This window comes from Mesobacillus selenatarsenatis SF-1, from assembly GCF_000813125.1.
GTDB classification, from domain to species: domain Bacteria; phylum Bacillota; class Bacilli; order Bacillales; family Cytobacillaceae; genus Mesobacillus; species Mesobacillus selenatarsenatis.
In genome coordinates, this window is sequence record NZ_BASE01000015.1 from 15,930 (window position 1) to 32,875 (window position 16,946).

Consider the following 16,946-nt stretch of genomic DNA (forward strand, 5'->3'; position numbering starts at 1 on the left):
GTCAGGAAAAGAATTTGAATGAAAAAGGAGCTTGGCTAGGCAAGCTCCTTTTTGACATTCATTCTTATCGAATTTCTTTGATACGAGCTTTCTTACCACGCAGGTTACGTAGGTAGTAAAGTTTCGCACGGCGTACTTTACCGCGACGGATAACTTCAAGCTTCGCAATTTTTGGTGTGTTAACAGGGAAAGTACGCTCAACGCCTACTCCGTAAGAAATCTTACGAACTGTAAAAGTTTCGCTGATTCCACCACCACGACGCTTTATCACTACACCTTCAAACAACTGGATACGTTCACGAGTTCCTTCGACAACCTTAACGTGTACACGTACTGTGTCACCAGGACGGAAAGATGGAAGATCAGTGCGAAGTTGTGCTTTTGTGATTTCTTCGATTAATTGTTGCATCGTTTTCAACTCCTCCCACGAATGCTCTTGCACACTTTCATTGCAGCGGAACATTGTTATAAGCGACATACAGCATGTTTGCTTTTAGCCACAAGAAGTATCTTAACATAAACAGCGCCTGACTGCAATATTATTCATTAAGTTTTATCAGTTCATCCAGCCATTTTTTTTGCTGTTCTGTCAGCTCTGCTTCTTCGAAAAGATCGGGCCTTCGTTGCAGGGTCCTTCTTAGGCTTTCTTTCATCCGCCACTCATCTATCAGCTTATGATTGCCAGAAACCAGGACATCAGGGACCTTCATTCCGCGGAAGTCTGCTGGTCTAGTATAGTGGGGATGCTCAAGCAGGCCAGTGCTGAAGGAATCCTGGATATGCGACTCTTCACTGCCCAGTACACCAGAAAGCAGGCGCACGACACTGTCGATGACGACCATCGCTCCAAGCTCTCCGCCGGTCAGTACATAATCTCCGATTGAAATCTCATCGGTGATGACATGTTCACGGATCCGCTCATCATATCCCTCATAATGGCCGCAGATAAAAATCAAATGTTCTTCCTTTGCGAGTTCTTCCGCTTTCTTCTGTGTATACCGTTCACCCTGAGGGCACATGAGAATCACTCTCGGGGAAGTGCTTTTTGCGCGCTCTTTCAAATCACTCACAGCATCGAAAATCGGCTGAGGCTTTAACACCATGCCAGCACCGCCGCCATATGGATAGTCATCCACCGTCTGGTGCTTGTTATCGGCAAAGTCCCGAAAATTGACTACATTGTATTGTGCTGCCCCTTTTTCAGCAGCCTTTTTTAGGATTGAAGAGCCGAACACACCCTCAAACATTTCCGGAAAAATAGACAGAACATCGATATTCATCATGAAAGAAGCCCTTCCATCGGCTCAATTACAATAAGCTTTTCCTTGACGTCGACTTTTTTCACTATGTCCTCGATATAAGGAATCAGGAGTTCTTTTCCATTTGCTCCTTTGACAACCCAGACATCATTGGCACCAGGAGTGAGGATTTCGATTACCTTGCCAAGTTCTTCACCTTCCATTGTTACCATGTTACAGCCGATAATATCCTGGAAATAGAACTCGCCTTCCTCCAGCTCACCTCGCTGCGTTTCTGGAACCTTGAGGATGCCGCCCTTCATTCTTTCTACCTCGTTGACATTTTCGAAACCTTCAAAGGTCAGCAGGTTGAAATTCTTGTGAGTCCTATGGCTTTTCACTACCATTTCTTCAGGATCCTTTGAACCAGGCATGAATAAAAGTAAAGAATTCCCTACCTTGTAGCGTTCCTCAGGAAAGTCAGTCCTTGATATCACCCTAACTTCCCCGCGTATCCCATGTGTATTTACAATTTTTCCGACATTAAAATACTTTTCCATTACTCAATCACCTCTCGCGAATTTCGGCCACGATGCCATCTTTCACAATAATAGTCTTTCCTGAAAGAAACTCATCCCATTGGTCACCTACACTTACTTCGACGACACCCTGCAACTCCGTTTCTTTAATTTCACTCCCAAGCGGAAGAATATGTAGTTGTTCTATTTGAAAATCCAGGAGCTTGATTTTTTCTTTATGGACTTTAATTTCTTGTTCAAAATGCTTCTTCAATGTTTCAGGGGAAAACTTCCTGGATTTTTCCAGCTTCTTCAATTCAAATCTCAGTTGATCGCATTCTTTCTGCAGCTGAAGCTTTCTGGCGTGATATTTTTGGTGGATTCTTTCCTTGCTTTCTTCTGTCAGCACCTGTTTGACAATGATTGTTTGCAGTACCTTCAAAGCATTTCCTCCTTAAAGCCAACCTTATCACAGCATTATTTTCCAGACCTTATTCAAGCTGGTTTTTCCAGTCCTTTTCAAGGCAGGTTCCAGATTACAATTACATCTTAAAACTCATCATTATTCCAAGTATCTATTATACCTTAATTTCTACAAATAGAAAAAAGGAGGGTTACCCCTCCCTTTTCAAACAATCATATTGTATTATCATTTCTGATTGTTATTCGACGATTTCCAAGAAAATCTTCTTTTGCTGTGATGAACCTGCTGCATAGACTACTGTTCGAATCGCCTTTGCAACGCGTCCCTGCTTACCAATTACTTTGCCCATATCACTTTTGTTGACGGAAAGCTTATAGGTAACGCGCTGATCCTCTTCATGTTCATTTACATGGACATCTTCAGGAAAATCAACAAGTGGCTTCACGATCGTCTCGATTAATTCTTTCATGGGCGTGTCCACAATTACTTGCTTAGCTTAGCGTTGTGGAATTTTTCCATGATACCTTGCTTAGAGAACAAGTTACGCACAGTATCAGATGGTTTTGCACCGTCGTTCAACCACTTAAGAACTAACTCTTCGTTAAGTTCAACCTTCGCTGGTTGAGCAACCGGGTTGTAAGTTCCAATAGACTCGATGTAACGACCGTCACGTGGTGAACGGGAATCAGCTACTACAATACGATAGAAAGGAGACTTTTTAGCTCCCATACGCTTTAAACGAATTTTTACTGCCATTTTAAATAAGCACCTCCGAATAGTTTCACACAAGATAGAATAATATCAAATTGAAAACAGCTTGTAAAGGGTTTTTTCTTTACAGACTGAAAATTCCTGAATTTACAAATTAAAAAGGATTGAACGGCATCTTGAAACCGCCTTTTTTCTTGCCTTTTTGCTGCATGTTCGTCATCTGCTTCATCATCTTTTTCATATCTTCGAACTGCTTAAGCAGACGGTTGACTTCCTGTATGGATGTTCCGCTTCCCTTTGCAATCCGTTTCCGCCTGTTGGCGTTGATGATTTCCGGATGGGTCTTTTCGTTTGCTGTCATAGACTGAATGATCGCCTCGACATGCGAAATCTGTTTTTCATCGATTTGAAGATTGTTCATGCCCTTGATCTTATTCGCACCGGGCATCATTTTTAGGATTTCATCCAACGGTCCCATCTTCCTTACCTGGCCAAGCTGGTCCAGGAAGTCATCAAGGGTAAATGATGCTGTACGCATTTTCTTCTCGAGCTCTTTCGCTTTTTCTTCATCGACGTTTGCCTGGGCCTTCTCGATTAGCGTAAGGACATCACCCATACCGAGAATTCTTGAAGCCATTCTTTCAGGGTGGAAAGCCTCTAGTGCATCAAGCTTTTCACCGAGACCGACAAATTTGATCGGGGTATTGGTAACAGCGCGGATTGACAGAGCCGCACCACCTCGAGTATCACCGTCAAGCTTTGTCAGGACGACACCAGTCAAGCCTAACTGTTCATTGAAGCTCTGGGCAACATTGACGGCATCCTGTCCTGTCATCGCGTCGACGACAAGGAAGATCTCATCAGGCTTTGAAAGCTCCTTGATCTGCTTAAGCTCATCCATCAAGTTTTCGTCAACATGAAGACGACCAGCTGTATCGATCAGAACATAGTCATTATGGTCTTCCTTCGCTTTGGCAATTGCCTGCTTTGCGATTTCAACAGGGCTGACCTGGTCTCCCAGTGAGAAAACTGGCATGCTCAATTGCTTGCCGAGCGTCTCAAGCTGCTTGATGGCAGCTGGACGATAGATATCCGCAGCTACAAGCAATGGCTTACGGTTGTATTTTTTACGCAGGAGATTCGCAAGCTTTCCGGTTGTAGTCGTTTTACCTGCACCTTGAAGTCCGACCATCATGATGACTGTCGGCGGGCGATTTGCGGCAGCGATCTTGCTTTGCTCGCCACCCATTAACTCGGTAAGTTCCTCTTTAACAACCTTTATGACCTGCTGACCCGGCGTCAGGCTTTTTACAACCTCCTGGCCAACTGCCCTTTCAGTGACTTTCTTAACGAAGTCTTTTACAACTTTAAAGTTAACGTCAGCCTCAAGTAGAGCCAGACGGACCTCTCGCATCATTTCTTTTACATCCGCTTCAGATACCTTGCCTTTTCCGCGGATTTTTTGCATCGTATTTTGCAGTCGGTCGGCCAATCCTTCAAATGCCATATAATGTGCCTCCCTAGTCTAATTTCTCAAGCTCGGCTATCATATCATTAAAATCGTGGTTGTTTTCTCCATTGTCCATAAACTCTTTCATTTTTGAAATGAGCTCACTTCTTTTCTGGAATTTCTCGAACAACAACAGCTTCTCTTCGTACTCCTCAAGCATCGCTTCCGTCCGTTTGATGTTGTCGTATACAGCCTGCCGGCTAACATCATACTCTTCAGCAATTTCGCCGAGCGAATAGTCATCAAGATAGTATAGAGCCATATAACTGCTTTGTTTTGGAGTAAGCAATGCCTGATAAAAGTCATACAAATAATTCATGCGGTTCGTTTTCTCAAGCATTTGGATTCCCCCATGTTAAGTGAAATACCTTTACATTAAGAGTTTACACACGATCATCTTCCCTGTCAAGAAAAGTTCTTTACAGCGATTTGTTGGTATATCAGGATTCCTCCGCTTCTTCCTCTTCCTCAACCAGGTCAGCGAACAATCCATAAACATATCTTTCAGCATCGAATTCCTGAAGATCATCCATTTTTTCGCCTAGTCCTACAAATTTAACCGGAATGTTCAGCTCATTGCGGATAGCTAGTACAATTCCGCCCTTCGCCGTTCCATCAAGTTTAGTCAGGACAATACCGCTCACATCAGTTGCTTCTTTGAAGGTTTTAGCCTGTATCAGAGCGTTCTGGCCAGTCGTTGCATCAAGCACAAGCAGGACTTCATGAGGAGCACCCGGAACCTCGCGCTCAATTACACGCTTTACCTTCTCAAGCTCCTTCATGAGATTAACCTTATTTTGCAATCTGCCGGCAGTATCGCAAATCAGAATATCTGCCTTTCGTGACTTCGCAGACTGGACAGCATCATACATAACAGCAGCGGGGTCAGAACCTTCTGCCTGCTTGATGACGTCGACACCAACGCGATCACCCCAGACCTCAAGCTGTTCGATTGCACCGGCGCGGAATGTATCTCCTGCCGCAAGAAGGACATTCTTTCCCTCACTTTTAAATTTATGGGCTAATTTGCCGATCGTCGTTGTTTTGCCGACACCATTGACACCGACGAATAATATGACTGTCAACTCATCTTCCTGGATATTCAGCTCGAAGGATTCATCATCAGCCCCGGCCTCATAGATTTCTACTAGCTTCTCGGAAATAACAGACTGAACGTCTTTCGTGTCCTGGATGTTGCGGCGCTTAACCTCTTTCTTGAGCTCCTCGACAAGTTCCATTACTGTGTCAAAACCTACATCTGCCTGGATCAAGATTTCTTCAAGTTCTTCGAAAAATTCTTCATCCACTTTCCGGTATCGTGATACTAGATCATTCACTTTGTTAGAGAAATTATCCCTTGTTTTCGTCAAGCCATCTCGGAATTTCTCTGTGACACTCTCAGTCTGTGTTGAAAACTTTTCTTTTAATTTCTTAAAAAAACTCACAGTCCCATCGCCTTCCTACTTTAATTTCAAAAATATCTCGTTCCGCTTCAATAATGGACCAGTTGCGGCTCCTGACTTCTCGAAACGGAACAAGTTGATTGCGTTTTTCTTATGTTTTCACTAGTTCTTTTGAATCCTCAAGCCGGACGGATACCAGCTTGGATACTCCTGATTCCTGCATGGTTACACCATATAGGACATCTGCTTCCTCCATTGTACCCTTACGGTGTGTGATGACGATAAATTGTGTTTCATCACGGTATTTCTTCAGGTATTGAGCGAAACGGTATACATTGGCTTCATCCAATGCAGCCTCAACCTCATCAAGGATACAGAATGGTACTGGACGGACTTTCAGGATGGAGAACAATAAAGCAATCGCGGTCAACGCCCGTTCACCGCCAGATAATAGCCCGAGGTTTTGCAGCTTCTTCCCGGGAGGCTGGGCGACAATTTCGACCCCTGTGTTCAGCAGGTCTTCAGGCTGTGTCAGCCGCAGGTCCGCTCTTCCACCACCAAACAATGCCTGGAACACAGACTCAAAGTGTGAGCGGATGGCAGTGAATGTATGTTCAAATCGTTTTTTCATCTCATGGTCCATTTCCTCAATGACAAGGAATAATGTGTCCTTTGCTTCCTGGAGATCATTCCTCTGCTCCAACAGGAATTCATAACGCTCAGATACACGCTCGTATTCTTCAATCGCACCAAGATTTACCGTTCCCAGTTCCTCTATCGCCATTTTGATGAGCTTCACTCTTCTTCTAGCCTCATCAGCAGGAATTGACAAAGGATACTGTTCCTTTGCAGCTTCAAATGAAAGCAGGTATTCTTCGCGAAGATGTGCAAGCTTATTGTCCAATTCTACATCAAGCCTGTTCAGCTTCACTTCTTCGTCCTTGAGCACTTCATTAATGCCTTTAAGCAATCTCCTAAGCTCCTTGGATTCTAACTCCTGATCTTCCAGCTTATTCTGAAGGTCAAGCCGCTCACTTCTCCGTGAAGAAATAAGCTTAAGCGTTTCATTTTTGTCCTGGAGCTTACTTTTTGCAGCTTCCTCCAGTTGCGTTTCCCCGGAGGAGCTATCGGTCATTTCAGAGGATAGAAGAGATAAATCTTCCTTAAGAACATCCAATTTTTCGGACTGCTCTTCTGCCTGTAAAACTGCAGAATCCAGCTTTTCCTTCACATGGAAAAGTTGTTCTTTCTTGGATGCCAGGCTGATCTTCAATTCACTGATTTCCGAAATAAGAGTATCTTTGGAAGTAGAATTCGAGTTCTTCAGCTCAGTCAAACGCTCTATTTCTTTATCAAATTGAACAAGGCCCTGCCGATACTTAGCTAATAAGCCGTCGAGTTCAACCAGTCTGGATTCTAGCTTTTCCTTGTCTGAGTCGAGCTGGGTCTTTTCGGAATCGTATACCGATAAGCGTTCATTGATATTCTTCTGCTCCAGCTCCACTTCACGCAAGTCACCCTTCAAGCTTTGCTGTTTAAAACGAAGCTCTTCTCCTGTTTTTCGCAGCTCTTCCAATCTTGCTTCACTGGCTTGCGTTTCAGCCTTCAATGATTTCACTTTCGATTCAAGCAAATTTGTCTTTTCTTCCATATCAGCTAGCTTATTTGTTAATTCTTCTAATTCGCCTTTACGGCTAAGCAATGAACTTGATTTTTGTTTTACTGCCCCTCCAGTCATAGACCCACCAGGATTGACCACATCTCCATCAAGCGTGACGATTCTGCTGCGGTATTGCAGCATTTTGGCAATTTCATTGGCACCCTTTAAATCCCTGGCGATCACGACATTCCCAAGCAAGCTTTTTACGACTTCAGCATACTTTTGATCAAATTGAATCAAATCAGCAGCAGTGCCGATATACGCACTGTTCCCTGAAAGAAGGGTGAGCTGTGTGGATGCCAGATATTTGCCTTTGATGATGCTGAGCGGCAAGAAGGTTGCCCTGCCGAACGACTTTTGCTTTAGAAACTGGATGGCAGTTCTCGCATTCTCTTCGTTTTGGACAACAATATGCTGCATTGCGCCGCCAAGAGCCGTTTCAATTGCCGTTTCATATTGCTTCGGAACATGGATTAACTCAGCAATCGCTCCCTCAATCCCCTGAAGACGGGTGTCCCTGGCTTTCAGGACTTCTTTTACGCCCTGGAAAAAGCCCGAATAATCTTCTTCCATTTCTTCAAGCATTTCCTTCTTTGATTTAGCTTGCTGAAGGTACTGATATGCCTGATAGAGTGTTTTCTCTTGCTTCTCATAGGTATTTTTTAAAGATTCAAGCTTCTTCTGTTCTTCAAAATAGATCCTTGCCTGTTCCTCCAATTCCTGCTGTGAAGAAACGACCTTTTTCTCTATTTCTGCTTTCTTTTCATTGATTTCATCGCGAATCGAGACAAAGCGATCATTTTCATTGTCCAGCTTTGACCCTTTGGCTGCTTGCTGCTGCAGCTGCTGTTCTATATAGATTTTTTCATTTTTAGCGCCGGCCTGTTCGTTCAGCACCTCGATGTAGTCGCTTTTGATTGAATCGATTTTAAGCTCGACATCTTCACTGTAAAGCTTTAGTTGCTCCTGTTTCTCCTGAAGTTCTTTCTGAAGAGTAGAAGCTTCCACTGATAATGCAGCTACAGATTCTTGGTACTCAGCCTTCTTTTTTTCCAGCAAGACAACAGCAGAAGTCAGTTCCTCGATATTCTTTTCGAGTTGACCTTTGTTCTGTGAAGCGTTCTTCTTTCGTTCCTTTAGGACTTCTCTTCTGCCTTCCAGCTTTTCAAGCTCCTCACTGGCATGCAAGAGCACGTTCTGCAAGTCGCTAACCGATTCATCAAGCGCTGCAAGCTGGTCTCTCATTTTTTCAATTTCTGCTTCTTTTTTCTGAAGGACTGCAGACTGCTTGATTTCATCTTCTTTATGCTGCTCAAGCTGCTTGGACAGCTGTTCCCATCGGCCATGCAGGTCTTCGATTTCATAAGCAGTAAGCGCAACTTCAATCTGTTCAAGCTCTTCCTTTTGCTGTAGATAATCCTTTGCAATCGAAGCCTGGATCTTCAGCGGCTCTACCTGGCCTTCTAACTCGTGGATGATGTCTGTTACACGATTTAAGTTCTCCTGCGTTTCAAAAAGCTTACTTTCTGCTTTTTTCTTCCGGGATTTATATTTAAGGACACCAGCAGCTTCTTCAAATATCGTCCTGCGATCCTCCGGCTTGCTGTTGAGAATTTCTTCAACCCTGCCCTGACTGATGATGGAGAAAGCTTCACGGCCAAGTCCTGAGTCCATGAATAAATCAACAATATCCTTAAGTCTGCAGTTCTGTTTATTGATCAAATATTCACTGTCACCTGAACGGTAGACACGCCTTGTTACGCTCACTTCATTGTAATCGAGCGGCAATGATTGATCTTCGTTATCGAGGGTTAATGTTACTTCCGCAAAATTCAGCGGCTTCCGCGAATCACTTCCGGCAAAGATGATATCTTCCATTTTTGCGCCACGGAGCGACTTGGCTGATTGTTCCCCTAAAACCCAGCGGATGGAATCAGTAATATTGCTTTTCCCGCTTCCATTAGGACCAACGACAGCGGTCACACCAGGAACGAATTCTACTGAAATCCTCTCGGCAAACGATTTAAAGCCGACCACATCTAATCGTTTTAAAAACAATATGGCTCTCCCTTTCCAGTTAATCTATTTCTCTAAGTTGTCATTCGAAAAGCGCAAGCGCCTTGTCCAGCCCCGACAAGCGCTGGAGGGCCGACCAGTGAAGTCGTTCTTTGACTTCATTGGTCGGACCGAAGCGACTCGAGGGGCTAGGCGCTGGAGCTAGACAATTTTGAATTTTAGATGCATCTTCTTTTGTAAAAATCGTTCTATTTATCGTCCGTTTCCATATTCGCTTCCATATGGGACTTCAATTTCTCAAGTGCCATCTGTGCAGCATGCTGCTCTGCTTCTTTCTTCGAGCGCCCTGTCCCTGTTCCTAGTTCTTGCCCATTAAGGAAGACACGGGATTCGAATTCACGGCTGTGCGCAGGACCAATCTCCTTCATAATCCGATATTCAAGTGAGCCTGCACCATCCCGCTGTACGAGCTCCTGAAGCTGGCTCTTAAAATCCATCACATGAGAAAAAGCACCGTCATTGATTTTTGGAAACACAATTTCTTCTAGAAAGGTAGTGACCGTTTCAATTCCCTTGTCCAAATATAAGGCACCGATAAAGGCCTCGAAGACATCAGCCAAAAGAGCCGGCCTTGTCCTTCCGCCAGTCATTTCCTCTCCCTTGCCAAGCAATACGAGTTCACCAAAGGACAGCTCGTTGGCAAAGGCCACCAGCGATGGCTCACAAACTACAGCTGCGCGCAGCTTTGTAAGCTCTCCCTCACTCATCATTGGATACTTTTTATACAAGAATTGGGATACAGTCAGTTCCAAAACAGCGTCACCAAGAAACTCTAGCCTCTCATTATCTTCGTGGGGCTTCCTGCGATGCTCATTCACATAGGATGAATGTGTAAAAGCTTGTTTTAAAAGCTTATCACTATCAAAATGAATACCAATATTATCCTGGAATTCTTTGAATTTCTGCTCCTTTGCGCGGATATTCTTTTTTTCTCTTTCTCTTCCATTGTTGCGCATGATTTATTCCACCTTGCTCATAATTTAAAGCTGTGATTGCATGAATTGCTGTTTTAAATGACTATGCATTTTACAAAACAATACAGACTAATAACAGTTTACAAAAGATAACGTATATAAAGCAAAAAAACTTGGCTTAATTCCAGAGATTACTTAATTATAAGGAAAACATAGGGAGTTTTTTTATACAGAAGCTATTTTCGCGGGGATGATCGCTTTTCGTATAAAAATATTTGCCGGATATAAACTGGCTTCTTCTTCATGACCGCCTAGCCTTATACACGTTCTAATCCGGCAGCCGAGCATGAAATGACCAAGTACAGAAGAAAGCCCCGTTTATAAAAACGGAGCTTCTTAGTAAATCGAACAATTACACTTGGCTATTTATGTAGTTAACAGCGTCACCAACTGTACCGATTTTTTCAGCATCATCATCAGAAATTTCCATGTCGAACTCGTCCTCTAATTCCATAACCAATTCAACAACATCAAGGGAATCAGCACCAAGATCATCTTTAAAAGATGCCTCTAAAGTTACTTGAGATTCTTCTACTCCCAAACGGTCAACAATAATTTTTGTTACGCGTTCTAAAACGTCTGCCATGCTTGTTCACCTCCCCTCAAGCCATTATAGTTGATTTTATTTAAATAATAAATGGCTGTAATAACTTTTTAATATTAGGGCTCTGTTAAACTGGTCTGTTGATTTTAACAGAGCCCAATTTAGGATGAAACCTAGCGATACCTTATCGTTTTGCACTTTAGGGAAAGCCTCAAATAAATCCTACATCACCATGCCGCCATCTACGTGGAGGGTTTGTCCTGTCATATAGGCACTGTCTTCGGATGCAAGGAATATGACAGTTCTTGCAATGTCTTTTGGCTCTCCGAAACGGGCTAACGGTATTTGCTTCAACATTTCTGTTTTTACATCCTCGTTTAACTTATCGGTCATGTCTGTCGTAATAAAGCCTGGAGCTACTGCGTTCACTGTGATACCTCTTGACGAGAGTTCTTTCGCGGATGTTTTTGTAAGGCCGATTACTCCTGATTTAGCAGCAACATAGTTTGCCTGCCCCGGATTCCCGCTGACGCCTACTATCGAAGAGATATTGATGATTCTGCCACTTCTCTGCTTCATCATTTGTCTTGTAACTGCCTTCGTACACAAGAAGACACCTTTTAGATTGATATTGATTACATCATCCCATTCGGACTCCTTCATTCTCATCAATAGATTGTCTTTTGTTATACCCGCATTGTTAACAAGTATGTCAATCTTTCCGAAACGCTCGATTGTTTCTTTGGCCATATCAGTCACTGATTCAGAGTTGGAAACATCTGCCTGGATGGCAAAAGCATCCCGTCCCATCACCTTGATCTCATCAACCACTTCAAGTGCTTTGGCTTCACTGCCTGCATAGTTGACAGCAACAGACGCGCCTTCCCTGGCAAGTTCTAAAGCAATTTCGCGGCCAATCCCGCGTGATGCACCTGTTACCAGCGCCACCTTACCTTCTAGTCTCATTCCTTCTCCTCCTTCAGAGCAGCAACAACTGCTGCACAAGTTTCTGCGTCATATATTGCGAACGTCTTTGCCGAGCGATCAACTTTCTTAACCAGTCCTGACAAAACCTTACCTGGACCGATTTCGATAAAAGTATCGACGCCGAGCTCCAGCATTTTCGACACTGAATCCTCCCATAGAACCGGAGAATAAAGTTGTTCCACTAGTCTCTTTTTGAACTCGGCAGCTTCTGTTATCGGTTCAGCAGTGACATTTCCAATCACCGGGACAGCGGCGTCCTTTATAGTAATTTTGTCCAATACAGTTTCAAATCTTTCTGCTGCCGGCTTCATTAACGCTGAATGGAACGGACCGCTTACATCAAGCGGAATAACCCGTTTAGCCCCAGCTTCCTTTGCTTTTACTGCTGCTTCTTCTACTCCACTTTTTGAACCAGAAATTACGATTTGGCCTGGACTATTCAAGTTAGCCAGCTGAACAGGTGATCCGCCAGCTGATACTGTTTCTGTTACATCCAACAGCTTCTGGCGGTCCATGCCGAGGACTGCAGCCATTGTTCCTTCTCCATTCGGTACAGCTTCTTCCATGAATTCACCACGTTTACGGACTGCATACACTGCGTCTTCGAACGAGATAGCCCCCGAAGCGACCAACGCAGAATATTCACCCAGGCTATGTCCCGCAGTGAAATCCGGCTTGATTCCAAACTGGCTGAAATAATTCAAGATTGCAATACTAGTCGTCAAAAGAGCAGGCTGAGCATTTGTTGTGAGCGTCAGCTTTTCTTGCGGTCCCTCAAATATCAAGCTGCTTAAGCTTTCACCCAGAACCTCGTCCGCTTTTTTAAAAGTTTCTGAGACTGATTGCTCTGAATCTGCAAGGGCCTGTCCCATCCCAACCGTCTGCGATCCCTGTCCTGGAAACAAAAACGCGATTTTCCCCATGAAAGATTCTCCTTTAACTCGTTATTTTATGTTAATCATAGCTTCAATTACTTTTCACTTTATTATTTTACTACGGCAGCTTTGATTGTTCCGGAAACATCCTTTTCAACCATTTCTCTCGCCTGACGAATCGAATTAAACACCGCATTTGCGTCAGATGATCCATGAGCTTTGATTACGGGAGCCTTAAGGCCGAAAAGACCAGCACCGCCATATTCCGTGTAATCCATCTTATTTTTGAGCACTGTCAGGTCCGGCTTCAGAACAGCGGCAGCCATCTTGCTTTTAAAACTGGAAGTCAAAGCCGATTTAAGCATTTTAAACACCGACATCGCAGTACCTTCAATCGTCTTCAGGACCATATTTCCGGTAAAGCCATCTGCCACTACAACATCAGCGACACCATCCAGCAAGTCCCTTGATTCCACATTACCTATGAAGTTGATGTCTGCATCCTTCAATAATTCATACGTATTACGTACAAGCTCATTGCCCTTCTTTTCTTCTGTGCCAATATTCAACAGGCCAACACGAGGATTTGTGATTCCTCTTGCCTTCTCGCTGTAAATCGATCCCATGATCGCATATTGGACGAGATGTTCAGGCTTAGCGTCAGCATTAGCTCCTACATCAAGAAGCAGGAAGCCTTCTCCACCAATTGTAGGGAGAGTCGGCGCAAGTGCCGGCCTTTCGATCCCTTCGATTCTTCCAACCACGAACAAACCAGCAGCCATCAATGCTCCTGTATTTCCGGCAGAAATGCAGGCATCTGCGTTTCCGTCTGCAACTAGCTGGGCTGCAAGGACCATTGAAGCTGTTTTCTTTCGGCGCACTGCTCTGACAGGTTCATCTGTTCCGAGGATTACTTCTTCTGTATGATGAATTTCAATCCTCTCTTCATTCGTCAGATGCTCCCTGATTTTACTCTCGTCGCCGATAAGCACGATATGTATGTCATTATATTTTTCTACTGCTTTCATTGCTCCGAGGACGATTTCTTTTGGTGCATTGTCTCCGCCCATCGCATCTACTGCTAGCCTCATCGCATTTCATCCCTTACTTTTCATTTTTAGAACGGTACATTTCAAATTCACCTTTAAAAACAAGCTCATTGTTCACATAACTTTTCACTTCTACATGGGTCCGGCCATTGTCATCATCGATTTTTTCGACTCTCGCTTTGGCTATTACCCGTTCACCTTCTTTTACCGATCTTGTGAATTGGATATTCGCTTTAGCTGTCAATGCCAATTCATCATTAATGACTGCAACCGCCAATGAATTCGCCTGCGCAAATAAATGGTGCCCCCTGGCGATTTTATTTCGTCTAAATACATGTTCGCTTTTTATATCAAGTATTGATATAGCACTTTGGTCAAGTTCGATATCTATGATTTCTCCAATTACTTCTTCAAGCGGCAATGAACGGACTTCATCTTCGAAACGTTTTTCCGCCACATTCTTAATTCTTTCCCTTAGTTCGGGGATAGATAATTCTAGTCTATCCAACCTTATAGTCTGGATGCTGACAGTAAATTTTTCAGCCAGCTCCTCATCCGTTATAAACGGGTTTTCTTTTATCGTCTCAGTCAGCATTGACTGCCGTTCTCTTTTATTGCGTCTCATTAAAATAACACCGCCCGAGCTATTAAGACTAGGTACTAATAGTAGTATATATATTATAAAAAAAGATTGCAAGAAGAAAATATACCTCAAATAACGAAAGCAGACTCACAACTGAATCTGCTTCCGTCCATGCTATGAATCTTGTAATAGTAAATAGATTCAGTCAGGTCAATCCAGTTTTTCATTGGCAAGTGCACCTGTTTCCGCTAGATACTCCCGCAATAATCGATATTTTTCACTCTGCCAGAAAGCTTCTGACTGGACCAGTAAGGTAGCGTCATTCCTTGCTGTTTCTAACGCACGGTAATCATGGACCATATCTGCGACCTTGAATTCCGGCAGTCCGCTTTGTTTTTTACCAAAGAAATCACCTGGACCCCGCAGCTCTAAATCCTTTTCACTAAGAACAAACCCATCATTCGTTTCGGACATTATTTTCATTCGCTCTTTCCCGACTTCGCTTTTAGGATCTGCAAGCAATATACAGTACGATTGGTCACTGCCACGGCCGACTCTGCCTCTTAATTGATGAAGCTGCGCGAGACCAAATCTCTCCGCATCATAAATGAGCATGACAGTCGCATTCGGGACATTGACTCCTACCTCGACGACTGTAGTCGAAACGAGGACCTGTACCTCATTGTCACTAAAAGCTTTCATGACTTCGTCTTTCTCATCTGAATGGAGACGTCCGTGCATAAGCCCGACCTTGAAACGGTCTTTAAAATAGAAGCTCAAAGTACTATGGACATCGATTGCATTCTGGACGTCCAGCTTATCAGACTCCTCAATAAGGGGACAAATCACATAGGCCTGTCTTCCTTTTGCGAGTTCTTTCTCCATGAAGGCTAGTACTCGCTCAAGCATTTCATGTTTGGCCCAATATGTTTCGATCGTTTTACGACCAGCAGGCATTTCATCGATCACAGAGACATCCATTTCACCGAATACAGTAATTGCCAGAGTTCTTGGTATTGGAGTCGCAGTCATGAACAGAACATCAGGGCTTTCCCCTTTTTCCCGAAGAACCCGTCTTTGTTCAACGCCAAAACGGTGTTGTTCGTCCGTGATGACGAGACCAAGGTTTTGAAAATCCACTTCATCCTGAATCAAAGCATGTGTCCCAATCAATACGTCAATTTCACCAAGTTTAAGCTGTTCGAGCATCTCTCTTCTTCGCTTGCCTTTAACAGAGCTGGTCAGCAAAGCAACTGTTATTCCAAACGGCTGAAGCAACTGTGTCAGTGACTGCGAGTGCTGTTCAGCCAGGATTTCGGTCGGGACCATTAATGCACCTTGATAACCAGCGGACTTTGCTGCATAGAGAGCTATCGCAGCAACTACTGTTTTACCTGAACCCACATCCCCTTGAAGGAGACGATTCATTCGGTAAGGGGACTTCATATCACCAAGGATTTCATTTACCACTCGTTTTTGTGCCCCTGTTAATGGAAAAGGCAGTCCTGTGATGAACGCCTTTAGGTTGTCCAATTCATATGAAATGGAAATTCCCGGACTCTGTTCACGTTCCAGCTTCCTCAATGACTGCATTTTAAGCTGGAATAAGAGAAACTCCTCGTAAACAAATCTTCTTCTCGCCTGCTTCATTTCATCAGACCCTGATGGAAAATGCATAATCCTTAATGCATCTCTTCGGTTAATCAACTTATATTTCTGCAGAAGATCGTTTGGGAGTATTTCGGTTATTTCATGGCCGAATTGTGAAAATGCTTGCTTGATCAGCCTTCTGATCGTTTTTACGGTCATTTTCCCTTTCACAGCATACACAGGTTCAAAATCCTGGCTTGTCGTTTGCTCTCCCACCGCCATTTGAGTGGCGGTGATTGTCTGCCTGTGCTGATCCCATTTCCCGGTAACAGTAATGGTTTCTCCGACAGCAATTTTCTGTTTTAAATACGGCTGGTTAAAGAAATTGGCAATGATTAAGTACCGGCCTACAAGCAGCCTGACTGTAAGACGGTTTTTTTTACGGCCATAATAAACAACAGAAGGTTCACTGTGAACTTTCCCCTCAACCGTGACCCTCTCTTCATGCTTGACTTCAGCCAAGTCCTTTAGGCGAAAATCCTCGTAACGGTACGGGAAGTATTCAAGCAAGTCACCGACAGTCCTGATTTGCATATCTGCCAGAGTATCCGCCATTTCATTGCCAATCCCTTTAACTGCTGTTACTGGTTGCTTTAGTTGTTCATTCACGATTATCAAGCGGTATACCGAAAATTTAGACCTCCAGCTCCCGGCCAATCGGTTTTGCCGCTTCCCCTCCTCACGCTGTTTCTGGACTTCTGCTTTTACCGTTATTGCCTGTGCGGCTAACTTACGGGTAATGCA

17 protein-coding genes are annotated in these 16,946 nt (G+C 43.8%); all 17 read right to left on the minus strand.

What is annotated here, in order from left to right; translation table 11 throughout:
- Positions 1-64 precede the first annotated feature (64 nt).
- The 17 genes from rplS to recG all read right to left on the minus strand — a co-directional run bounded on the left by rplS (position 65) and on the right by recG (position 16,859).
- Positions 65-409 carry a 50S ribosomal protein L19 gene (gene rplS, locus TY49_RS03350; RefSeq protein ID WP_041964491.1) on the minus strand — a complete coding sequence of 115 codons (345 nt, stop codon included), beginning with the start codon at positions 407-409 and terminating at the stop codon, positions 65-67.
- A 130-nt stretch (positions 410-539) separates the two neighbouring features.
- Positions 540-1,280, minus strand: a complete 741-nt coding sequence (trmD, locus tag TY49_RS03355; RefSeq protein ID WP_198135580.1) for a tRNA (guanosine(37)-N1)-methyltransferase TrmD — start codon at positions 1,278-1,280, stop codon at positions 540-542.
- Entirely contained in the window at positions 1,280-1,798 is a 519-nt protein-coding gene (rimM, locus tag TY49_RS03360; protein WP_041964493.1) for a ribosome maturation factor RimM, read from the minus strand. The genes trmD and rimM overlap by 1 nt, the downstream gene beginning before the upstream one ends.
- A 7-nt stretch (positions 1,799-1,805) precedes the next feature.
- Positions 1,806-2,198 carry a YlqD family protein gene (locus TY49_RS03365; RefSeq protein WP_041964494.1) on the minus strand — a complete coding sequence of 131 codons (393 nt, stop codon included), beginning with the start codon at positions 2,196-2,198 and terminating at the stop codon, positions 1,806-1,808.
- Between the two features lie 220 nt (positions 2,199-2,418).
- Entirely contained in the window at positions 2,419-2,649 is a 231-nt protein-coding gene (locus TY49_RS03370; protein ID WP_023614919.1) for a KH domain-containing protein, read from the minus strand.
- 14 nt (positions 2,650-2,663) lie between these two features.
- A complete protein-coding gene (gene rpsP / locus TY49_RS03375) occupies positions 2,664-2,936 on the minus strand; it encodes a 30S ribosomal protein S16 (RefSeq protein WP_041964495.1) in 273 nt (90 codons plus the stop codon).
- A 109-nt stretch (positions 2,937-3,045) separates the two neighbouring features.
- On the minus strand, positions 3,046-4,398 hold the full coding sequence (gene ffh / locus TY49_RS03380) for a signal recognition particle protein (protein WP_041964496.1): 1,353 nt from the start codon (positions 4,396-4,398) through the stop codon (positions 3,046-3,048).
- A gap of 13 nt (positions 4,399-4,411) precedes the next feature.
- On the minus strand, positions 4,412-4,741 hold the full coding sequence (locus TY49_RS03385) for a putative DNA-binding protein (RefSeq protein WP_041964497.1): 330 nt from the start codon (positions 4,739-4,741) through the stop codon (positions 4,412-4,414).
- A gap of 100 nt (positions 4,742-4,841) precedes the next feature.
- A complete protein-coding gene (gene ftsY / locus TY49_RS03390; protein ID WP_041964498.1) occupies positions 4,842-5,846 on the minus strand; it encodes a signal recognition particle-docking protein FtsY in 1,005 nt (334 codons plus the stop codon).
- Positions 5,847-5,955: 109 nt separating this feature from the next.
- Positions 5,956-9,522: a chromosome segregation protein SMC gene (gene smc, locus TY49_RS03395; protein WP_041964499.1), complete on the minus strand. Its 3,567-nt coding sequence runs from the start codon at positions 9,520-9,522 to the stop codon at positions 5,956-5,958.
- 206 nt (positions 9,523-9,728) lie between these two features.
- The gene (rnc, locus tag TY49_RS03400) at positions 9,729-10,496 is read right to left on the minus strand and encodes a ribonuclease III (protein WP_041964500.1); all 768 of its coding nucleotides are present in this window, start codon (positions 10,494-10,496) and stop codon (positions 9,729-9,731) included.
- A 370-nt stretch (positions 10,497-10,866) separates the two neighbouring features.
- Positions 10,867-11,100, minus strand: a complete 234-nt coding sequence (locus TY49_RS03405) for an acyl carrier protein (RefSeq protein WP_041964501.1) — start codon at positions 11,098-11,100, stop codon at positions 10,867-10,869.
- 180 nt (positions 11,101-11,280) lie between these two features.
- Positions 11,281-12,024 carry a 3-oxoacyl-[acyl-carrier-protein] reductase gene (gene fabG / locus TY49_RS03410; protein WP_041964502.1) on the minus strand — a complete coding sequence of 248 codons (744 nt, stop codon included), beginning with the start codon at positions 12,022-12,024 and terminating at the stop codon, positions 11,281-11,283.
- Entirely contained in the window at positions 12,021-12,968 is a 948-nt protein-coding gene (fabD, locus tag TY49_RS03415) for an ACP S-malonyltransferase (protein ID WP_041964503.1), read from the minus strand. The genes fabG and fabD overlap by 4 nt, the downstream gene beginning before the upstream one ends.
- Before the next feature lie 62 nt (positions 12,969-13,030).
- Positions 13,031-14,011, minus strand: coding sequence for a phosphate acyltransferase PlsX (plsX, locus tag TY49_RS03420; RefSeq protein ID WP_041964504.1), 981 nt, complete (start codon positions 14,009-14,011; stop codon positions 13,031-13,033).
- 13 nt (positions 14,012-14,024) lie between these two features.
- Entirely contained in the window at positions 14,025-14,594 is a 570-nt protein-coding gene (fapR, locus tag TY49_RS03425; RefSeq protein WP_041964505.1) for a transcription factor FapR, read from the minus strand.
- Between the two features lie 168 nt (positions 14,595-14,762).
- Entirely contained in the window at positions 14,763-16,859 is a 2,097-nt protein-coding gene (recG, locus tag TY49_RS03430) for an ATP-dependent DNA helicase RecG (protein ID WP_084135364.1), read from the minus strand.
- Between the last annotated feature and the right edge of the window lie 87 nt (positions 16,860-16,946).